The sequence below is a fragment of the Pengzhenrongella sp. genome, from assembly GCF_036565025.1.
Classification (GTDB): domain Bacteria; phylum Actinomycetota; class Actinomycetes; order Actinomycetales; family Cellulomonadaceae; genus Pengzhenrongella.
This window is the reverse complement of sequence record NZ_DATCNW010000021.1, coordinates 1-19,949: the sequence shown is the minus strand read 5'-3', so window position 1 is coordinate 19,949 and position 19,949 is coordinate 1. Positions and strand designations below refer to the sequence as shown.

The 19,949-nt window shown below is 71.7% G+C and carries 16 protein-coding genes and 1 riboswitch; of the genes, 12 read left to right on the top strand and 4 right to left on the bottom strand.

The features are described from left to right. Nucleotides 1–191 precede the first annotated feature (191 nt). The 5 genes from istA to VIM26_RS01020 all read left to right on the top strand — a co-directional run bounded on the left by istA (nt 192) and on the right by VIM26_RS01020 (nt 4,802). On the top strand, nt 192–1,742 hold the full coding sequence (gene istA, locus VIM26_RS01040; protein ID WP_331948452.1) for an IS21 family transposase: 1,551 nt from the start codon (nt 192–194) through the stop codon (nt 1,740–1,742). After that, nucleotides 1,739–2,554 (top strand): IS21-like element helper ATPase IstB, encoded by an 816-nt coding sequence (istB, locus tag VIM26_RS01035; protein ID WP_331948451.1) that lies wholly within the window; start codon nt 1,739–1,741, stop codon nt 2,552–2,554. Before istA ends, istB begins: the two co-directional genes overlap by 4 nt. 261 nt (nt 2,555–2,815) lie before the next feature. Then, on the top strand, nt 2,816–3,595 hold the full coding sequence (gene map / locus VIM26_RS01030; RefSeq protein ID WP_331948450.1) for a type I methionyl aminopeptidase: 780 nt from the start codon (nt 2,816–2,818) through the stop codon (nt 3,593–3,595). A gap of 113 nt (nt 3,596–3,708) precedes the next feature. Beyond that, on the top strand, nt 3,709–4,224 hold the full coding sequence (locus VIM26_RS01025; RefSeq protein WP_331948449.1) for a GNAT family N-acetyltransferase: 516 nt from the start codon (nt 3,709–3,711) through the stop codon (nt 4,222–4,224). Continuing rightward, nucleotides 4,221–4,802 carry a low molecular weight protein-tyrosine-phosphatase gene (locus VIM26_RS01020; RefSeq protein ID WP_331948448.1) on the top strand — a complete coding sequence of 194 codons (582 nt, stop codon included), beginning with the start codon at nt 4,221–4,223 and terminating at the stop codon, nt 4,800–4,802. The genes VIM26_RS01025 and VIM26_RS01020 overlap by 4 nt, the downstream gene beginning before the upstream one ends. Nucleotides 4,803–4,848: 46 nt before the next feature. Here VIM26_RS01020 and corA read toward each other — a convergent pair whose 3' ends face one another. Continuing rightward, entirely contained in the window at nt 4,849–5,841 is a 993-nt protein-coding gene (gene corA / locus VIM26_RS01015; RefSeq protein WP_331948447.1) for a magnesium/cobalt transporter CorA, read from the bottom strand. A gap of 54 nt (nt 5,842–5,895) precedes the next feature. On the opposite strand from corA, the gene VIM26_RS01010 reads away from it, so the two are divergent. Continuing rightward, the gene (locus VIM26_RS01010) at nt 5,896–7,116 is read left to right on the top strand and encodes a pyridoxal phosphate-dependent aminotransferase (RefSeq protein WP_331948446.1); all 1,221 of its coding nucleotides are present in this window, start codon (nt 5,896–5,898) and stop codon (nt 7,114–7,116) included. A 10-nt stretch (nt 7,117–7,126) separates the two neighbouring features. On the opposite strand, the gene VIM26_RS01005 is transcribed toward VIM26_RS01010, so the two are convergent. Then, nucleotides 7,127–8,992 carry a fibronectin type III domain-containing protein gene (locus tag VIM26_RS01005; protein WP_331948445.1) on the bottom strand — a complete coding sequence of 622 codons (1,866 nt, stop codon included), beginning with the start codon at nt 8,990–8,992 and terminating at the stop codon, nt 7,127–7,129. An 871-nt stretch (nt 8,993–9,863) separates the two neighbouring features. Here VIM26_RS01005 and VIM26_RS01000 point away from each other — a divergent pair. The 6 genes from VIM26_RS01000 to VIM26_RS00975 all read left to right on the top strand — a co-directional run bounded on the left by VIM26_RS01000 (nt 9,864) and on the right by VIM26_RS00975 (nt 16,894). Beyond that, a complete protein-coding gene (locus VIM26_RS01000) occupies nt 9,864–10,349 on the top strand; it encodes a zf-TFIIB domain-containing protein (protein WP_331948444.1) in 486 nt (161 codons plus the stop codon). A gap of 391 nt (nt 10,350–10,740) precedes the next feature. Beyond that, a riboswitch (glycine riboswitch) is annotated at nt 10,741–10,876 on the top strand. Between the two features lie 212 nt (nt 10,877–11,088). After that, a complete protein-coding gene (gene gcvP, locus VIM26_RS00995) occupies nt 11,089–14,010 on the top strand; it encodes an aminomethyl-transferring glycine dehydrogenase (protein WP_331948453.1) in 2,922 nt (973 codons plus the stop codon). A 133-nt stretch (nt 14,011–14,143) separates the two neighbouring features. Further along, the gene (gene gcvT / locus VIM26_RS00990; RefSeq protein WP_331948443.1) at nt 14,144–15,307 is read left to right on the top strand and encodes a glycine cleavage system aminomethyltransferase GcvT; all 1,164 of its coding nucleotides are present in this window, start codon (nt 14,144–14,146) and stop codon (nt 15,305–15,307) included. Nucleotides 15,308–15,407: 100 nt separating this feature from the next. Continuing rightward, entirely contained in the window at nt 15,408–15,782 is a 375-nt protein-coding gene (gene gcvH / locus VIM26_RS00985) for a glycine cleavage system protein GcvH (protein WP_331948442.1), read from the top strand. A gap of 224 nt (nt 15,783–16,006) precedes the next feature. Continuing rightward, nucleotides 16,007–16,258: a LuxR C-terminal-related transcriptional regulator gene (locus VIM26_RS00980; RefSeq protein ID WP_331948441.1), complete on the top strand. Its 252-nt coding sequence runs from the start codon at nt 16,007–16,009 to the stop codon at nt 16,256–16,258. A gap of 210 nt (nt 16,259–16,468) precedes the next feature. After that, on the top strand, nt 16,469–16,894 hold the full coding sequence (locus VIM26_RS00975) for a (deoxy)nucleoside triphosphate pyrophosphohydrolase (RefSeq protein ID WP_331948440.1): 426 nt from the start codon (nt 16,469–16,471) through the stop codon (nt 16,892–16,894). Nucleotides 16,895–16,967: 73 nt separating this feature from the next. On the opposite strand, the gene metE is transcribed toward VIM26_RS00975, so the two are convergent. Beyond that, the gene (gene metE, locus VIM26_RS00970) at nt 16,968–19,322 is read right to left on the bottom strand and encodes a 5-methyltetrahydropteroyltriglutamate--homocysteine S-methyltransferase (RefSeq protein WP_331948439.1); all 2,355 of its coding nucleotides are present in this window, start codon (nt 19,320–19,322) and stop codon (nt 16,968–16,970) included. Between the two features lie 9 nt (nt 19,323–19,331). Then, nucleotides 19,332–19,949, bottom strand: a 618-nt coding sequence (locus tag VIM26_RS00965) for a methylenetetrahydrofolate reductase (RefSeq protein WP_331948438.1), incomplete at its 5' end; no start/stop codon positions are given.

Below are 19,949 nucleotides of genomic sequence, written 5' to 3'. Positions count from 1 at the left end.
TGACAGCGGACACGAGAAACTTCCCGGAGGCGGCCAAATAGTTGCCCGGTGGCGGACATGAAAGTTGCCCGCTGGCGGTCATGAGATCTGCCCGACACGACGTTCGTTGCCTCGCCGCTTGCGGCGGTTGAGGCCCCTCCTGGGGTGCGGTTGGCGGTGCTGATGCGCCGTTCGCCCCCAGGAGGGACACCGTGAAGTCTGCCGAGGAGATCATGAACATGTTGGAAGCTTTCGACTTGACCGGGTCGTTACGTGATGCCGGGGAGTTGGCGGGGGTCTCGCACCACACCGTGGCGCGGTATGTCGCGGCGCGGGACGCGGGCGGGTTGTCTGATCGTTACGCGCCGCGCCCGCAACTGATCGACGGCCACTTGGCGAAGGTCGAGGAGTGGGTCGAGCGGTCCAAGGGCAAGGTCCGCGCGGATGTGGCCCACGACAAGCTCGTCGCGTTGGGCTTCACGGGTTCGGAGCGCACCACGCGCCGGGCGGTCGCGGTGGTGAAGGCGAGCTACCGGGTCGGTCGGGTCCGGGTGCATCGCCCGTGGGTGACCGAGCCGGGGATGTGGATCCAGTACGACTTCGGCGACGGGCCGATGATCGACGGGGTCAAGACGACGTTGTTCGTCGCGTGGTTGGCGTGGTCGAGGTTCCGGGTGGTGTTGGCGATCAGGGACAAGACGTCGCCGTCGGTGATGGCGGCCCTGGACGTGACGATGCGCCGGATCGGCGGTGCGCCGACGTATGTCCTGACGGACAACGAGAAGACGGTCACGGTCGAGCACGTCGCCGGGATGGCGGTGCGCAACCCGGCGATGGTCGCGTTCGCCCGCCACTATGGCCTGACTATCTACACCTGCCAGCCCGTGGACCCGGCCTCCAAGGGCGGTAGTGAGTCGTCGGTGAAGGTCGCCAAGGCGGACCTGGTCCCCAAGGACACGAACCTGCTTGAGGCGTACGCGTCGTTCGCGGACCTGGAGGACGCGTGCGTCGCGTTCTGCGCGATGGTCAATGCCCGCGAGCACCGCGTGACCCGGCGGGTTCCGGACGTGATGCTCGCCGAGGAGCGAGTTCGCCTGCACCCGATCCCGGCCGACCCGCACACGGTCGCGTTCGGGGTCACGCGCACGGTCCCGGCGAAGATGCCGATGGTCACGTTCGACTCCGGGCAGTACTCCGTGCCGCACCTGCTGCTCGGGGAAACGGTGTGGGTACGGGTGCACGGGCGCGGCGCCGACGAGCAGGTGGTCATCGTCCACGTCGGGCCTACCGGCCCCCTGGAGGTCGCCCGTCACGACCGCGCGACCCCGGGCAGCCCGCAGATCACCGACGCCCATTTCCCGCCCCCACCTGCGGGAGCACTCGGGCGGGTCCCCCTGGCCCGGAACGTGGCCGAGGCCGCGTTCTTGTCCCTCGGAGACGGCGCGAGGGCGTGGTTGGCCGAGGCCGCCGCGGCCGGCACGACCAAGATGCGGATGAAGATGGCCCAAGCCGTCGAGCTCGCGAAGCTGTTCCCCCGGACCGAGGTCGACTGGGCGCTGGGACACGCGGCGGTCCATGCCCGGTTTGCCGAGGCGGATCTGTCCTCGATCCTGGACCACCACCACGCGATCACGGCGGCCGGGCCGGCCAACCAGGCCTCCGAGGACCGTTCCCTGACCCAGGGCACCGGTGGCTGGGCCGCACTGGGCTCCTCGGCGTTCGGCCCGTTCACCGAGCCCGACCTGTTCGAGGCCGCACCGTGACGGCCACGACCCGGGCGCGGGACGCGTCCGTGCCGGTCGCCGGGGTTCCGACCGCACCGCCGCTACCCGAGGACGTCCAGGCGTTGCTGCACAAGCTGCGGTTGCCGCACATCCGCCGCCACGCCCCCGACGTCGTGGCCACCGCGAAGGCCCAACGGTGGGAACCGGTCGAGGTGCTCCGCGCCCTGCTCGTAGAGGAGCACGCTGGGCGCGCCCGGTCCGCACTGGCCACCCGCCGCGCCGCCGCCGCCTTCCCTACGGGCAAGACGTTCGACGCGTGGCAACCCGACGCGTCCTCGATCCCCGCCCCGACCCAACAAGCCCTGCGGACCCTGGAATGGGTCCACCGCCGGGAGAACCTGGTGATCTGCGGACCGTCGGGGACGGGCAAGACGTTCCTGCTCGAGGCCCTCGGCCAACAGGCCGTCGAACAGGGCCTGCGCGTCGCGTGGTTCACCCTGGAGGACCTCGGCACCCTGCTGCGCCGCCACCGCGCGGACGACTCGGTGACCAAGGCCATCGCCCGGGTCCTGCGCGCCGACATCATCGTGGTCGATGACATCGGGCTGTTGCCGGTATCGCAGGACGCGGCCGAGGGTCTCTACCGGCTCGTCGACGCCGCCTACGAGAAACGCTCCATCGCGATCTCGTCCAACCTGCACCCCGCCGCGTTCGACGAGCTGATGCCCAAGACCCTCGCGACCGCGACCGTCGACCGGCTCCTGCACCACGCCCACGTCTGCCAAACCAGCGGCGAGAGCGTGCGCCAGGCCCAGGCCCTCGCCGGCCAGGGGGTGAGTCCGTTGAGCTGACGAGCCGGCCGGTGATGGTCAGCAGTGGGCAGATCTCATGGCCATCACCGGGCAGTTTTCGTGACCGTCACTGGGCAGGGTTTAAGACCGCCTCTGGGCAGATCCCCATGGCCCTTGACACAGGCAGTCACCGCAGCCCGTGGGAGCCGCGATCTCGTCCATCGCGGCAGGGTCCGCAAGGAGCCCGGCCCACGGGCTGTTCCCTGCCCGGATAACGGCCCGGATAACGGCCCGGCGGCGCCGCGGTGAGAGAGTTCAGGCATGGTCGAGCTGAAGAGTCACGAAGAGATCGAACGGATCCGGGTGGCCGGCGGGTTCGTCGCGAGCGTCCTGGCCGGGGTGCGGGAGAAGGCCGCCGTCGGGGTGAGCCTGCTCGAGCTGGACGCGCACGCGCACGCGATGATCGACGCCGCGGGGGCCCATTCGGTCTACCTCGGCTACCACCCGTCGTTCGGCGCGATGCCGTACCCCGGCGTGCTGTGCACGTCCGTGAACGACGCCGCCCTGCACGGCCTGCCGTCCAGCTACGTGCTGGCCGACGGCGACCTGCTGAGCATCGACTTCGCCGCGGAGCTCGGCGGCTGGGTCGCGGACTCGGCCCTCTCGTTCCAGGTCGGCACGCCCGACGCGGAGTCCGCCCGCCTGATCGACGTCACCGAACGGGCTCTCGCGGCCGGTATCGCGGCGGCCAAGCCGGGCGCGCGGATGGGGGACATCTCCAGTGCGATCGGCCAGATCGGCCGGGACGCCGGCTTCGGGATCAACGCCGACTTCGGCGGCCACGGCGTCGGGCGCACCATGCACGAGGACCCGCACGTGCCGAACCTGGGCCGCGCGGGACGCGGCCTCCCGCTGCGCCCCGGCCTGGTGATCGCCATCGAGCCCTGGTTCATGGCCGGCGGCGACGGCTACCACATCGACCCCGACGGCTGGACGATCCGCTCGGCCGACGGCTCCCGCACCGCCCACGCCGAACACACCATCGCGGTAACGGAAGACGGCCCCGTCATCCTTACCCCCCGAGTCCCCTCCGCGTCCTGACCGGTGAACCCCAGCCGCCGAGATAGAACCTCCGCGCCGAGGTAGCGCACTCCAGCGCTCTACCTCGTCGCGCGGGTACTACTTCGCGGGGGTTGGCGTGGCAGGGTCGGGGCATGTCTTTGTTTGCTGCGTTTGCGCCTGAGGTGCATGGGGAGATCGTTCCGCGGGTGGTGGTGCGGCGGGCGGTGCCGGCGGACCTGTCCGGGATCCTCGGGATCGACGCGGTGCGCGGTCCGCTCAAGCCGGGACACCCGCAGCGGGTGCTCGACCAGATCACCGACCTGGCGACGTTCACGATCGTGGCGCAGATCGACGAGCTCGTGGTCGGCTCCTCGATGGCGCGGTGGTGGTCGGGGTACGAGAACGCCCCCGACGGGTACTACGTCTCGGGCGTGACCGTGCAGCCGGCCTGGCGGCGGCACCGGATCGGCGACGGGCTGCTGACCGAGTTGCTGACCTGGATCTGGCAACGTGAGGACAGTGCCTGGAGCGTGATCAACGCGCAGAACCTGCCCTCGCTGGCGCTGCACGAGCGCCGCGGCTTCCGCGAGGTGGCCCGCGGGCGGACGCTGGCCGGCATCACCTTCGTGGGCGGCGCGGGCGTGCTGCTGCAGGCGGTGCGCCCATGAGCGCGGCGGGCGGGTCGGGTGGGCCGTCGGGCGATGCCGGCCGGCCGCCGTTCCGGGTGATGGCCGTGTGCACCGGCAACATCTGCCGCTCGCCGATGGCCGAGGTCGTGCTCCGGGACCGGTTCGAGGCCGCCGGGCTGGGGAGGCGGGTCGTGGTCGACTCCACCGGGATCAGCTCCGAGGAGCGCGGCGACCCGATCGACCACCGCGCGCGCAGGGTGCTCGCCGAGCACGGCTACCCGGTGCCGGTCCGGGCCGCCCGGCGGATCCGCGCGAGCGACCTCACCGCGTCCGACCTCGTGCTCGCGATGACCTCCGTGCACGCCCGGGCCCTGCGCCACCTCGCCGGGGCCGACGACGCCGTCGTGCGCCGGGTCGTGATGTACCGCGCGTTCGACCCGGTCGCGCCGCGCGTCGCCCGCGGCGAGAGCGAGCACGTGCTGGACGTGGACGACCCCTGGTACGGCGGCGCGGAGGACTTCGAGGACTGCCTGGCGCAGATCGAGGCCGCGGCGGACGGCGTCGTCGGGCGGGTGCGGCAAGCGCTCGCGGAGCGGGACGGTGAGCCGACGAGCTGAGTCCCCCGGCGCGTCGTCGGGCATCGGCGGTGCGTGCGGATCTGGGTCAGAGCCAGTGATTGCGCCGGAACTGCGAGTGCAGGACGACGCAGATCCCGCCGATGACGGCGAGCACCCCGAAGTACCCGTAGTGCCAGGTCAGCTCGGGCATGTACCGGAAGTTCATGCCATAGATCCCCGCGATCGCGGTCGGCACCAGGGCGATCGCCGCCCAGGCCGAGATCTTGCGCATGTCCTCGTTCTGCCGCACGGTGACCCGGCTCTGCTCGACCGCGACCCGCGCGAGATCCGCCTGCAGCACGGTGGTCAGCAGGTGGTCGTAGCCCTCGATCGCGTCGGCGGCCCGCAGCACGTGGTCGTGCACGTCCCGGAAGTACGGCCGTGCCTCTTCGCTGATCCACATCACGTCGCCGGTGACCAGGTGCTGCAGCGGCATCGCGAGCGGGATGACGGCGCGCCGGAACTCCAGGACCTCCCGCTTGAGCTTGTAGATGCGCTCGCCGTGCTCCCCGTCCTCGACCCCGAAGACCTGGTCCTCAATCTGGTCGATGTCGACGCCGATCGCCTCCACGACCTCGAGGTACCCGTCCACGACGTGGTCCAGCGCCCGGTACAGGACGCCGCCCGGACCGTGCGCGAGCAGCGTCGCGTTCGTCTCGAGCTCCCGGCGGACCGTCGCCGGGATGTCGGAGACGCCGTGCCGGACCGTGATGACGAAGTGCTTGCCGAGGAAGACCGCGAGCTCGCTGAGCTCGACGACCTCGTCGTGGTCGACATAGCGGGCCGGTTTGACGACGGCGAACGTCATGTCGCCGTAGCGCTCGAGCTTGGGGCGCTGGTGGGCGCGGACGGCGTCGTCCACGGCGAGGATGGGCAGCCCGAAGGTGTCGGACAGGTCGAGGAACTCCGCGGCGGTCGGTTCGAACAGGCCGATCCAGACGAAGCCCCCGGTGGCCTGCGCCTCGCGCAGCGCACCCTCGACGTCGGCGATCCCGTGCCGGCCCCGGCCGTCGGTGTAGAGCGCGCAGTCAACTATCACCGCTCGAGGTTAGTCGGCTCCGGTCCGGGGCCCCGCGCGGGGGAGGATGGCGTCATGAAGGTCTCCCGCCGTGCCCACGTCCCGCCGTTCGCCGTGATGGAGATCATCGCGGCCGCCAACGCCCGCCGCGCCGCGGGGCAGTCGGTGCTCAACCTGTGCGCGGGCGAGCCCTCGACGGGGGCGTCCGACGTCGTGCGCGACCTCGCCGCGAAGCTGCTCGCGGAAGGGGATCTCGGCTACACCGAGTCCCTCGGCGCGCCCGTGCTGCGCCGGGCGATCGCCGGGCACTACAAGCGGTGGTACGGCCTCGACATCGACCCCGCGCGGGTGGCAGTCACCACCGGCTCCTCGGGGGCGTTCCTGCTCGCGTTCCTCGCCGCGTTCGACGCCGGCGACCGGGTCGCGCTCGCGCGGCCCGGGTACCCGGCGTACAAGAACATCCTCACGGCGCTGGGCTGCGAGGTGGTCGAGCTCGACTGCGGGCCCGAGTCCCGCTACCAACCGACGGTCGCGCAGCTCGAGGCGCTCGACGAGGTCCCCGACGGCCTGATGATCGCCAGCCCCGCCAACCCCACCGGCACCATGATCACCCCCACCGAACTGTCCGCCCTAGCCACCTGGTGCGCCACCAACGGCGTCCGCCTAATCAGCGACGAGATCTACCACGGCATCACCTACGACTCCGCCGAGCGCGGAGTAACCGCCCTTCCGCAAGCGCGTTCCGGGGCGGTTACTCCACTCTCGGCGAAGGGGTTCTCGGCGGCGGCGTTTCTAGAGTCCGGGGTTGTGGTGGTGAACTCGTTCTCGAAGTACTGGGCGATGACGGGGTGGCGGCTCGGCTGGCTGGTGCTGCCGGCGGACCTGGTCGCGCCCGTCGATGCGCTCGCCGGGAACGTCGCGCTGTGCCCGCCGGCGCTCGCCCAGCACGCGGGCGTAGCCGCGTTCAGCCCCGCCGGGTACGCGGCCGCCGAGGAGAACGTCGTGCGGTACACCGCGTGCCGCGAGCTGCTGCTGTCCCGGCTGCCCGAGCTCGGCTGGGGCCGGGTGGCCCCGGCCGACGGCGCGTTCTACCTGTACGCCGACATCTCCGCGTCGGGACTCGACTCGATCACCTGGTGCGCGCGGCTGCTCGACGAGGCCGGGGTCGCGCTGACCCCCGGGACCGACTTCGACGTGGTCGACGGCGCGTCGTGGGTGCGGTTGTCGTTCGCGTCGTCCGTGGAGGTCGTGGGGGAGGCCATCGACCGGATCGTCGCGTGGCAGCGCACGCTCTGAGCGCCCGCCGCTAGCTGCGGACCAGGACCGGGACGCGCGCCGAGGCGACTGAGGAGCCGGCCACGTTCTTGGCGCTCACCGCGACGTAGTACGCGCGGCCGGCCACCAGCGCCGCCGTCGTGCAGGTGCGGGCGGTACCCGGCGCGACGCACATGGTCACCACGACGGTGCTCGTCAAGCTCGCGTAGACGCGGGCGACGTACTGGCTGATCGGCGCACCACCGGTCGACGTCGGCGCCGCCCAGGTCGCGACGATCCGGCGGGCCGTCGACGTCGCATGCACCGACCGCGGCACTCCCGGCGTCGTGCGCGGGGTGGCGCCGACCCGAGCGCTCGCCACGCTCATGCCGGAGGCGTTGATCGCGGCGGCGGACACCCAGTACGGCGTGCCGTTGACCAGGCCGGTGAGCGTGCAACCCAGCGGGGTGCCGGTCGAGGTGCAGACCCGGACGGGGACGCCGCCGGACGCGTCCCGATAGGCGGACACCCGGTAGGAGGAGATCGCGGTGCCGCCGGCCGACGCCGGCGCTGTCCACGCCGCGGCGAGGGAGCCGTTGCCCGGCGTGAGGTGCAGTGACTGCGGCGCGGTCGGTGTCGCGCCCGGCGTCCCGGCCACCCGCACCGCCGTGCCCGGGCCCTCCCCGAGCGCGTTCGTCGCGCTGACCGCGACGAAATAGGGCACGTCGTTGGTCAGGCCGGGGATCGTGCAGCGCAGCAGAGTCGTGGTGGTGCATCGTCCGGCCACGGTGCCGTCGCTGGCGGCGGTGAACGCCCGCGCGGTGTACGACGTCGGTGCCAGGCCGAGTGGCGGGACGACCGGACTGGTCCAGGACGCGCTCAGCCCGCCCGCCCGGGGTGCGGCGGCGACGCCCGGCGGGCGATCGGGGACCGTGGCGTCGGGGGACGCGTCGGACGCCTGGTTGAGGACGTCGACCCGGTGCACGGAGAAGCCGATGTCGGGGACGTCGATGCTGACCCCTTCGTTCTGCAGCGCGACGGTCGCCGGGATGCTCACCGACTCGCCGCCCTCGCTGCTGATGACGTCGAAGCCGACAGCCGCGGCGGCCTCCGCGGTGGTGGCGAGGGAGGTGAAGTACGTCGGCGGGATCCAGGCGTTGAACGAGCCGCGGACCGGGTTGCCGGTCGGGTCGAGGTGCGGGTTGCCCAGGGCGGACATGTACCAGGACGGCTGGTCGCCGCCGGTGAAGCTGACCGAGTTCGGCCGCGCCTCCGCGTTGGTCGCGATGTACATCCCGTCCATGGCCGTCGTGTAGGGCTCGCCCCAGGTCGCCAGGTCCTGGGTGTTGCCGGAGAAGCGGTAGCCGCCGACGTCGCCGATGGTGTCCTCGTCGCCGCAGCTGGTGCCGCTGAAGCACGAGCCGGTCAGGTCGCCGAACACCCAGTCGATGTGGACGGGCTTGCCGGTGATCGTCAGCGTCGTGTTGCCGAGATCGTCCACGCTGCGGAGAATCGTCATCCCCTTGGCGAGCGCCATCGTGTAGCGGGGCGCGAACTGCCCGACCCGCAGGACGAGCCGGACGTCGCCGCCGCGGATCTCGGGTGTCGCGGAATCGCCGTCGAGGCCGTTGATGGCCCAGTTGAACGACAGGACGCCGTTGCCGCCGTCGAGCCCGCTCGCCCACGCGGACAGGCCCAACCCGGCCAGGGGCGACTCGTCGGCGCCCACCGGGGTGAGCGCGGCGTCCGCGATGCAGTACTGCGCGTCGGCGTCGGCGCACGTGGGCCACGCGTCGGTCGGCCATCCCTCTGGCGCGTCCGCGTTTGCCGGCGCGGCGCTCAGCCCGGCGGCGGTGAAGGCCAGCGCCACGGCGATCGCGAAACTGCGGCCCCGTCGACTGAGGGAAAGGTGCGACACGGGGGCCTCCTGCGGTGGCGAACGGGGTCAGTGCTGTTATCGGCGGCGGCGGAGGCCGATGAGTGCGCTGCCTTGATGGCTCAGCGCAAGCGGGTGACGCCAACCGAATGAGGGGTTGGCGGAGCGATCGAGCCGCATCGAGGATCGGATGGGGTCACTCCTCCGGACCGGCAGTTCGACATGGTCGACGGCGCGTCCTCGGTGCGGGGGTCGTTCGCGTCGTCGGTCGAGGTCCTGAGCGAGGCGGTCGACCGGATCGGCGCGCACGGTCTGGATCGGGGGCGGTCTCTGGCGGCCGCGGCCCTCTGGTTGCAGCCGATCGGCGCCAGGGCGCACTTTCGCCGCAACCAGCGCTGCAACCAGCCAGACAACAGCCCGAATTCCGAGGCGAGAGCGCAGGTCAGGCTGCGGAGCCCGGACCTGTGCGGTGGCGGGGGTATGCGTCGCCGCAGGGCGCAGGGCGCAGGGCGCAGGGCGGGCCCGCGGGGCTCGAATCTGTGCGCTGACACGCGAATTCGTCGCCGCAGGGCGCCGCCGGGCTCGGTTTCGCGCGCGTTGACGGTCATCGGACGCTCAGTGCATCGCTCAGTGCAGCGAATGTGCGCTATGGGTGCACGTTGGATGCACTGAGCGACGCACTGAGCGACGCACGCCGGCCGGAACAGCCTCGTCCCGACGGTGGGACCCGCGGCAAACCGAACCCGAACGAGTGCCGCCTCGTCCCCGATCGCGGGCCGGAATCCGACGCCCGGGACTCGGTCCGGGCGGGTCGGGGCGTTGTGACGCGACCGGTGGAACGGATCGGGGCCGCGAGACATTGGACGGGGAACAGGTCGGGCAGATGCTCGGTCGCCAACGGACGGATGTGCCCATGAAGTGCCCCACCGACGTCGACGTCGATCTGGTGATGTCCGAACGCCAGGGTGTCGAGATCGACTACTGCCCCAGCTGCCGCGGAGTCTGGCTCGACCGCGGCGAGCTCGACAAGATCCTTGACCGAGCAGCCACCGCCGGCGCAACCGCGGCTGCCGCGGCTCCGGCTGCCGCTCCCGCTGCCGCCCCGGCCCCGAGTTCCGCCGCCGCCGCGGCCTCCGCGCTGAAGTCGGCTGCCTCGCAGTTCGCGGCCTCGCGATCGGGCCAGCGGGACGACACCCGCGCGGACCCGCGCTACGACACCCGCGCGGACCCGCGGTACGACACGCGATCAGACTCGCGCTCGGACTCGCGGTACGACCCGCGCTACGGCGACGGCGATCGCGACCGCTACCGCGGCGACCGCGATCACGACGACCGCGACCGATTCGGAAAGAAGAAGAAGAAGGAGTCCTGGCTGGGAGACCTCCTCGACTTCGGCTGACCTGGTTTCGACGAGGACCCCGGCGCCCCAGCCGTAACGGTCGGCGTCCGGAACCGTGCGGATTGATCCGTCCGTGCGGAGCATGGTGCACACGTGACCGAAATGACCCACTGGACAGACAGATCGGTCAACTCCTGTCCCAGCAGTCCCATGCTCCGCACGGACGGAAAGTGCCACCGCTCCCCACAGACAGATCCGAGCGTCTGACGGGAGTGGCGGGCGACGGAATTCGCAACACGCCCTGCGGTGTGCGAGTTCGGCATAGACCTGGCGAATTCGGTGGCGGTTCGGGCGGCCCGACGGCGCGCTGGGAACCGCCGTCGGGCGGGGTAGGGGAAACCCGCGGGCTCCCGTACTCTGGCGCGAGAAGAACAACCGAATATCTGCTGCTCGAGCCGCGGCGGGAGAGCCCTCCCGCGCGCCGCGTGGGCGACTGGTCGCACCGGTCGCCCGCGCGACCATCGGCGAGGCGCCGAAGGAGCAACCCTCCCCGGGAAACTCTCAGGCCCCCGTACCGCCGTGGCGAGGCAACTCTGGAAAGCGGCCCCGCAGCCAGCGCGGCCCACCGACGGTGCAAGCCGGCGCGCCCCGGCCTGAAAAATGGCAATGGCGGACCGGTGAAAACTCTCAGGTCGACGGCTCGCGCCGCCGGATGACAGAGCGGGGAGGCCACCCGCCTAGTTCCGGCACCCCGCCGGACGTCCACCGGAGCCGCACCGTGATCGAGACCCCCGACGCCATCCAGACCGCCGCAACGGTCGACGAGCTCGCGCACCGCACTGATGCGGCCGCCGACTTCGCAGATCGGCACATCGGCCCGCGCGGCTCGCAGACCGCGCACATGCTCGCCCAGCTCGGCTACGACTCCCTCGACGCGCTCGTCGACGCCGCCGTCCCCGCCTCGATCCGCTCCGACCGGCCGCTCGACCTGCCGGCCGCGCGCAGCGAGGAGGAGGTCCTCGCCGAGCTCCGCGCGATCGCCGCGAAGAACACCGTGATGACCCAGATGATCGGGCTCGGCTACTCCGACACGTTCACCCCGCCGGTGATCCGCCGCAACGTGCTCGAGTCGCCCGCCTGGTACACCGCGTACACGCCCTACCAGCCGGAGATCTCCCAGGGCCGGCTCGAGGCGATGCTCAACTTCCAGACCATGGTCGAGGACCTGACCGCGCTGCCGATCGCGAACGCCTCGCTGCTCGACGAGGCCACCGCGGTCGCCGAGGCCGCGACGCTCATGCGCCGCGCGGTCAAGGGACGCCCCGACGGCGTCGTCGTGCTCGACGCCGAGTGCCTCCCCCAGACCATCGCCGTCACCCGCGGCCGCGCGGACGCGATCGGGCTCACCGTCGTCGTCGCTGACCTGACCGACGGGCTGCCGTCCGGGCTCGGCGGCGCGGACGGCATCATCGGCGTCGTGCTCCAGCAGCCCGGCGTATCCGGAGTGGTGCGCGACCTGCGGGGCGTCGTCGGGCAGGCGAAGGCGGCGGGCGCGCTCGTCACGATCGCGGCCGACCTGCTCTCTCTCACGCTGCTCACCCCGCCCGGCGAGCTCGGCGCCGACGTCGCGGTCGGCAGCACCCAGCGCTTCGGCGTGCCGCTGTTCTACGGCGGACCGCACGCCGCGTACATGGCCGTGCGCACCGGGCTCGAGCGCACGATCCCCGGCCGGATCGTCGGCGTCTCGATCGACGCCGACGGCGACAAGGCCTACCGGCTCGCGCTGCAGACCCGTGAGCAGCACATTCGTCGCGAGAAGGCGACGAGCAACATCTGCACCGCGCAGGCGCTGCTCGCGATCGTCGCGTCGATGTACGCGGTCTACCACGGGCCCGACGGCCTGCGCGCGATCGCGCTGCGGGTGCACGAGCGCGCGGCCACGCTGGCCGCCACGCTGCGCGCGCTCGGCGTCCGGGTCGAGCACGACGCGTTCTTCGACACCGTCCGCGCGGTCGTCCCGGGCCGGGCACTGGACGTCGTGGCGGCCGCCGCCGCGCGGGGCATCAACCTCTGGGCGACCGACGACGACCACGTGCAGATCGCGTGCGACGAGACGACGACGGCCGACCATGTCGCGACCGTGGTCCTCGCGTTCGTCGTCGTCGACGCGGGGGGCGAGGTCCCGCTGGGAGCGGAGCGGATCGAGGCGTCCCTCAAGCCGGCGCTGCCGGACTCGGCCCTGCGCACCAGCGAGTACCTGACGCACCCCGTGTTTCACGTGAATCGTTCCGAGACCGCGATGCTGCGCTACCTGCGCCGGCTCTCAGACCAGGACCTCGCGCTGGACCGCACGATGATCCCGCTCGGCTCGTGCACCATGAAGCTCAACGGCACGGCTGAGATGGAGCCCATCTCCTGGCCCGAGTTCGCCTCGATCCACCCGTACGCGCCGCGCGAGCAGGCCGCCGGGTACGCCGAGCTGATCTCGACCCTGGAGTTCTGGCTCGCCGAGATCACCGGGTACGCCGCGGTGTCCGTGCAGCCCAACGCCGGTTCGCAGGGCGAGTTTGCCGGCCTGCTCGCGATCTCCGCGTACCACCGCGCGAACGCCCAGCCGGGCGACGAGACGCGCGACGTCTGCCTCATCCCCGCCTCGGCGCACGGCACCAACGCGGCCTCGGCGGCGCTGGCCGGGCTGCGCGTGGTAGTCGTCGCGACGGCCGACGACGGGTCGGTCCAGCTCGAGGACCTGCGCGCCAAGCTGGATCAGCACGGTCCGCGGGTCGCGGCGATCATGATCACCTACCCCTCGACGCACGGCGTCTTCGAGGAGCGCGTCCGCGAAGCCTGCGCCCTTGTACACGAAGCCGGCGGGCAGGTGTACATCGATGGCGCGAACCTCAACGCGCTGGTCGGGCTGGCCCGGCCGGGCGAGTTCGGCGGCGACGTGTCGCACCTGAACCTGCACAAGACGTTCTGCATCCCACACGGCGGCGGCGGACCCGGCGTCGGGCCGATCGCGGTCGGCGCGCACCTGGTGCCGTTCCTGCCGGGCGACCCCTCGACCGGCTCCGGCGCGATGCCGCCGGTGTCGGCCGCGCCGTACGGCTCGGCGGGCATCCTGCCGATCTCCTGGGCGTACGTCGCGCTGATGGGCGGCGAGGGCCTGCGCCGGGCGACCGAGTACGCCGTGCTCGGCGCCAACTACATCGCCTCGCGCCTGACCGAGCACTTCCCGGTCCTGTACACCGGCCCGAACGGCCTGGTCGCGCACGAGTGCATCCTCGACCTGCGCGCGATCACCAAGGAGACCGGCGTGACCGCCGAGGACGTCGCCAAGCGGCTGATGGACTACGGCTTCCACGCGCCGACGCTGTCCTTCCCGGTCTCGGGCACGCTCATGGTCGAGCCGACCGAGAGCGAGGACCTCACCGAGGTCGACCGCTTCATCGACGCGATGATCGCCATCCGCGGCGAGATCGACGCCGTCGGCGTCGGCCGCTGGTCGCTCGCGGACTCCCCGCTGCGCGGCGCGCCGCACACCGCGGCCGCGCTGATGGTCGACAAGTGGACCAAGCCGTACACGCGCGAACAGGCCGCGTTCCCGCTCTCGAGGCTGCGGGCAACGAAGTACTGGCCCCCGGTTCGGCGCATCGACAACGCGCACGGCGACCGCAACCTCGTCTGCAGCTGCCCCCCGCCCGAGGCCTACGCCGACTGAAAACCCCCTTTCAAGCCACGACCCCCACCGCGAACTCGGAGGTTTGGCTCGAACTCGGACACTGCAGTGTGCGAGTTCGGCGGAAACCTCCGAGTTCGGCGGCAGTGCTGCCGAGTGAGAGATGAGTGATGTTGTGAGTGATGTTGTGAATGAGGCCGGCGCCGAGACGCGCAGCCCCCTGCATGCCGAGCACGTTGCGCTGGGTGGGGTGATGGTGCCGTTCGCGGGGTGGTTGATGCCGCTGCGGTACTCGAGCGACCTCGCCGAGCACCAGGGGGTCCGGGCGGCCGCCGGGATCTTCGACCTCTCGCACATGGGCGAGATCCGGATCACCGGACCGCAGGCGGGTGCGCTGCTCGACTACGCCCTCGTCGGGCACCTCTCGGCCGTCCCGGTCGGGCGGGCGCGCTACACGATGATCTGCGCGGCCGACGGCGGCGTCGTCGACGACCTGGTCGTCTACCGCACCGATGAGGACGCGTACCTGGTGGTCGCGAACGCGTCCAACCACACGGTCGTGCTCGCCGAGCTCGGGCTGCGGTCCGCCGGCTTCGACGCGACCGTCACCGACGAGTCCGCCGAGACCGCGCTCATCGCGGTACAGGGACCGCGCGCGCAGGACATCGTCACCTCGGTGACCGAGCGCCGCGACGTGGACGACGTCGCCAAGCTCAAGTACTACACCGGGCTCCCGGCGACGGTCGGCGGCATCCCCGCCCTCGTCGCGCGCACCGGGTACACCGGAGAGGACGGGTTCGAGCTGTTCGTGCCGGCCGCCACGGCTCCGGGGCTGTGGCGGGAGCTGCTCGCCGCGGGCGAGCCGCACGGCCTGGTGCCCGCGGGCCTCTCTGCGCGCGACAGCCTGCGGCTCGAGGCCGGGATGCCGTTGTACGGCAACGAGCTGGACCGCACCACGACCCCGTTCGACGCCGGCCTCGGCCGGGTCGTCAAGCTCGACAAGGCCGACGACGCCGGCGAGCCGCTCGACTTTGTGGGTCGCGCACCGCTCACCGCGCGGAAGTTCGCCGAGCCGGCGCGCGTGCTCGTGGGCCTGCAGGGCCTCGGGCGCCGGGCGGCCCGGCACGGGTACCCGGTGCTGCGCTCGACGGACCACCCGGGCGTCGTCGTCGGGCAGGTCACGTCGGGGGCGCCGTCACCGACCCTCGGCCACCCGATCGCGATGGCGTACGTGACGCCTGAGGTGAGCGCCGTGGGCACCGAGCTCGCGGTGGACGTGCGCGGACGGGCGGAACCGGTGCGCGTCGTCGCGCTGCCGTTCTATCGTCGCGCGCAGTAGGTAGCGCCAGCGCGACAAGCACCAGCGCGACAAGCACGCCCAGCACGTCCAGCCTGCGAACCACCCGCGTTCCGCGAACCACCAGCTGAGGAGCCAACCCGTGAGCACCATCCCCGAGAACCTGCAGTACACCGCCGAGCACGAGTGGCTCGGGGCGGGCGACCCGGCCACGTTCGGCGTCACCGACGTGGCTGCCGAGGCGCTCGGCGACATCGTCTTCCTCGAGCTGCCAGCGGTCGGCGACGCGATCACCGCGGGTGCCGTGTGCGGGGAGATCGAGTCGACCAAGTCCGTCTCGGAGCTGTTCTCCCCCATCACCGGGACGGTCGTCGAGGTCAACCAGGCGGCGGTCGACGACCCGTCCCTGGTGAACTCCGACCCGTACGGCGACGGCTGGCTCGTCAAGGCCTCCGTGACCGAGGCCGGACCGCTGCTCACCGCGACCGAGTACGGGTCCCTCACTTCGGGATCATGAGTTTTTTCGGGTTTTGACCGTCGAGATCGTTGGTCTCTCGTCGTCTGAACTGCGCGAATGCTCGGTTTGCCGTAGTTTGTGCTCATGGGCGGTGACGGTGTGATTCAGACCACATGCGAAACCCGCGTCATAGCCTCCTCTCATCGCCATCTCACATGGTGTCAAGCAACCGTGGCGTCGTTCTTCCACCGCGGCGATGCACCGTTGAGCATCCGGAGGTCAGCATGAGCACTCTCGAACTGGTTCGGCAGGCAGGTCCGACCTCGACCCTGGTCGAGCTGATCGAGCCGCTGACGCGACGTGAGCTCGTCGTGTTGCAGAACCTTTCGGGCGACGTCACCCTCGAGGAGATCGCCTCGAAGTTGTTCGTCACCCGCAACACCATCAAGTCGCAGGTCCGCAGTCTGTACCGCAAGCTCGGTGTCTCTACCCGCGCCGACGCCGTCGCCTGGGCACAGGTCGCCGGACTTCGCTAGGCACCACCGCAAGGCACGACCGCAAGGCACGACCGCAAGTGCATCACCGCAAGTGCATCACCGCTAGTGCATCATCGTTGGGCCGCGGGGGGCGGGTTACAGGACCCACCCCCCGTGGACCCACCGGCCAGCCCGGACCACGCGCGGCACCGGTTGGCAGCTGTCCGCCCCGGATCCGAAGCACCCGCAGGTCCCTGGCACACTCGCGGCATGACCGCCGCTCCCGTCCTCGTGGTCGCCGCGGCGATCGTCGACGACCTGGCCGCACCCAGCGTGCTGCTCGCCGCCCGCCGACGCATCCCGGCACGCCTGGCCGGCCGCTGGGAGTTTCCCGGCGGCAAGGTCGACCCGGGGGAGGCCCCGCTCGCCGCCCTGCACCGCGAGCTGCTCGAGGAGCTCGGTGTCCGGGTCCGGCTCGGCTCCGAGCTCGTCGGCCCGGCCGACGGCGTCTGGACCCTCACCAAGAGTTATGTCATGCGGCTGTGGCTGGCCGAGGTCGTCTCCGGCACCCCCGAACCGCTGGTCGAGCACGACGAGCTGCGCTGGCTCGGCGTCGGCCAGTGGCTGGACGTGCCCTGGCTCGACCCTGACCTCCCGATAGTCGAGGCCCTCCGCCCAGCCTTCCGCGCCCCCTGAATCCACAACGTCCGAGCGTTGACGTCCTATAGGACGTCAACGCTCGGACGTTAGCGGTTGTGCCTCGTTCGGGTCAGGCGGTGAGGGTTGCCCGGACCGTCTTGGCCGCCGCGACGATGTGCTCGAGGGACGGCGTGACCTCTTCGTACCGGCGGGTCTTGAGACCGCAGTCGGGGTTGACCCACAGCTCGTCGGCCGCGATCGAGCGCACGGCCTTGCCGAGCAGCTCGGTGACCTCGGCCTCGCTGGGCACGCGCGGGGAGTGGATGTCGTAGACGCCCGGGCCGATGCCGCGCGGGTAGCCGGCCGCGGCGATCTGCCCGAGGATCTCCATCTTCGACCGGGCGGCCTCGATGCTCGTCACGTCGGCGTCCAGGCCGTCGATCGCGCCGATGACCTCACCGAACTCCGAGTAGCACAGGTGGGTGTGGATCTGGGTCTCGTCCCGAACGCCCGAGGTGGCGAGCCGGAACGAGGAGACGGACCAGTCCAGGTAGGCGGCGTGGTCGGCCGCGCGCAGGGGGAGCAGCTCGCGCAGCGCGGGCTCGTCCACCTGCACGACGCCGATTCCGGCGGCCTCGAGGTCGCCGATCTCGTCGCGGAGCGCGAGGGCGACCTGGTTGGCGGTGTCACCCAGCGGCTGGTCGTTGCGCACGAACGACCAGGCCAGGATCGTGACCGGTCCGGTGAGCATGCCCTTGACCGGCTTGGTGGTCAGCGAGGCGGTGTACGCGGACCACGCCACGGTGATCGCGGCCGGGCGCGCGACGTCGCCCCACAGGATCGGCGGCCGCACGCAGCGCGAGCCGTAGGACTGCACCCAGCCGTTCTGCGTGGCGGCGAACCCGTCGAGGTTCTCCGCGAAGTACTGCACCATGTCGTTGCGCTCGGGCTCGCCGTGCACGAGCACGTCCAGGCCGATCTCCTCCTGGAGGGCGACGACGCGCTGGATCTCCGCGCGCATCTCGGCCTCGTACGCCTCGGTGCTGAGCGCACCCTTGGCGTGCGCGGCGCGGGACTTGCGGATCTCCGGGGTCTGCGGGAACGAGCCGATGGTGGTCGTCGGCAGCAGCGGGAGCTGGAGCCGAGCGGCCTGGGCGGCCTTGCGCACGGCGTACTCGCCGCGTGCGAAGGCGTCCGGGGTCAGCGCGGCGAGGCGCTCGCGCACCTCGGGCCGCACGACGCCGGGCGCGCTGGCCCGGTTCGCCAGCGCGGCACGCGAGGCCTCGAGCCGGTCGGCGACGGCGTCGCGGCCCTTGGTCAGGCCCTGCGCGAGGGTGACGACCTCGCCGACCTTCTGGTCGGCGAACGCGAGCCAGCCGCGCAGCGTCGGGTCGAGCGCGGGCTCGTCCTCGACGTCGTGCGGGACGTGCAGGAGCGAGGTCGAGGTGCCGACGGCGAGGGCGGCGGCGCCGAGGCCCTTGAGGGACTCCAGCGTGTCGAGCCCGGCGCCGAGGTCCGCGCGCCAGATGTTGTGGCCGTCGACGACGCCGGCGACCAGGGTCTTGGTCTCCAGACCCGCGACCGGACCGGCCGGCAGGTGTCCGCGGACCAGGTCGACGGCGATCGCGTCGATGGCCGTGCCGGCCAGCGCCGGGAGCGCCGCGCCGAGGTCGCCGTACGGCGCGGCGACCAGGATCGCCGGGCGTGCCGGGCGGGCCAGGTCGGCGGCGAGGGCGGTGTAGGCCTCGACCAGCGCGGCGATCGCGCGCTCGGGGGAGGCGTCGATCGAGTCGGACACCAGGGCCGGCTCGTCGAGCTGGACCCACGTCGCGCCGGCGTCGGCCAGGGCGGTGAGCAGCTCGGCGTAGACGGGCAGCAGGTCCGCGAGCCGGTCGATCGGGGCGAAGTCGGCGGGCGAGCCGTCGGCCGCCTTGGCGAGCAGCAGGAACGTGACCGGTCCGACGATCACCGGGCGCGTGAGCACGCCCTCGGCGAGACCCTCGGCGAACTCGCGCACGGGGCGGTCGTTCGCGAAGCGGAACTCGGTGTCGGGGCCGATCTCGGGCACGAGGTAGTGGTAGTTCGTGTCGAACCACTTCGTCATCTCGGCCGGCAGGTCGTCACCCGCGCCGCGGGCGACGGTCGAGTAGCCGGCGAGGTCGAGGCGACCGGTGGCCTCCTCGACGAGGTGCGCGAAGCGGGCCGGGATGGCTCCGACGACGCATCCGGCGTCGAGCATCTGGTCGTAGAACGAGAAGTCGGACGGGATCGACGCGTCGGACGGGTCGAGACCCAGCTCGACGAGGCGCGTGCGCGTGCGGGTGCGCAGCGCGACGGCGGTCGCCTCGACGTCGTCAGCCGTGCTGCGACCGGCCCAGAAGGACTCGATGGCCTTCTTCAGCTCGCGGCGCGGGCCGATCCGGGGGTAGCCGAGGATGGTTCCGGACGGGAAGTCCGGGACGGACAGTGCGGGCAGTGCGGTCATTGTCGACCCCTAAATCGTCTGGTAATCAAGATGGGGTGCCGTGACCCGCGGCCTGCTGGCCAGGTCGGGAGCCATCTGGGCTCCCCCGCCGAGGTGTGCACCCTCGAGCAGGTCAAGTGCGGCTTCGTGCTTGTTGAACGTGTAGATGTGCAGGCCGGGCGCGCCGCCGTCGAGCACGGCCTTGGCCAGCTCGACACTCGCACGGATCCCGACGCGGTGGCGATCCAGCGGAGACTCGGCGGCGTCGAGGGCGCCGAGCAGCTCGGTCGGGACGGGCACGCCGGTGAGCCCCTGGAGGCGCAGCAGGCGTGCGGGGTCGGTGGTCGGGATGACGCCGGCCACGATCGGGATGGTGACGCCGAGCGCGCGGGCGTCACGGACCAGGTCCAGGTAGTGCTTCGGGTCGAAGAACACCTGCGTGATGGCGAAGTCGGCGCCGGCCGCCTGCTTGGCGAGCAGCGCCTGCAGGTCGTGCTCGCGCGTGCTGCCCGCGGCCGGGTTGCCGGACGGGAACGCAGCGACGGCGACGCTCAGCTTGTGAGCGGCGCCGCGCAGGGCGTGACTGGCCGACACCCCACATCGCGCCGCCTCGACCTCGCGAAGAAGCTCGACGAGCTGGCTCGCGGC

Coding starts and splice junctions, on each gene's coding strand:
- map (WP_331948450.1), top strand. CDS start 2,816: ATGGTCGAGCTGAAGAGTCACGAAGAGATCGAACGGATCCGGGTGGCC.
- VIM26_RS01025 (WP_331948449.1), top strand. CDS start 3,709: ATGTCTTTGTTTGCTGCGTTTGCGCCTGAGGTGCATGGGGAGATCGTT.
- VIM26_RS01020 (WP_331948448.1), top strand. CDS start 4,221: ATGAGCGCGGCGGGCGGGTCGGGTGGGCCGTCGGGCGATGCCGGCCGG.
- VIM26_RS01010 (WP_331948446.1), top strand. CDS start 5,896: ATGAAGGTCTCCCGCCGTGCCCACGTCCCGCCGTTCGCCGTGATGGAG.
- VIM26_RS01000 (WP_331948444.1), top strand. CDS start 9,864: ATGAAGTGCCCCACCGACGTCGACGTCGATCTGGTGATGTCCGAACGC.
- VIM26_RS00980 (WP_331948441.1), top strand. CDS start 16,007: ATGAGCACTCTCGAACTGGTTCGGCAGGCAGGTCCGACCTCGACCCTG.
- VIM26_RS00975 (WP_331948440.1), top strand. CDS start 16,469: ATGACCGCCGCTCCCGTCCTCGTGGTCGCCGCGGCGATCGTCGACGAC.
- metE (WP_331948439.1), bottom strand. CDS start 19,322: ATGACCGCACTGCCCGCACTGTCCGTCCCGGACTTCCCGTCCGGAACC.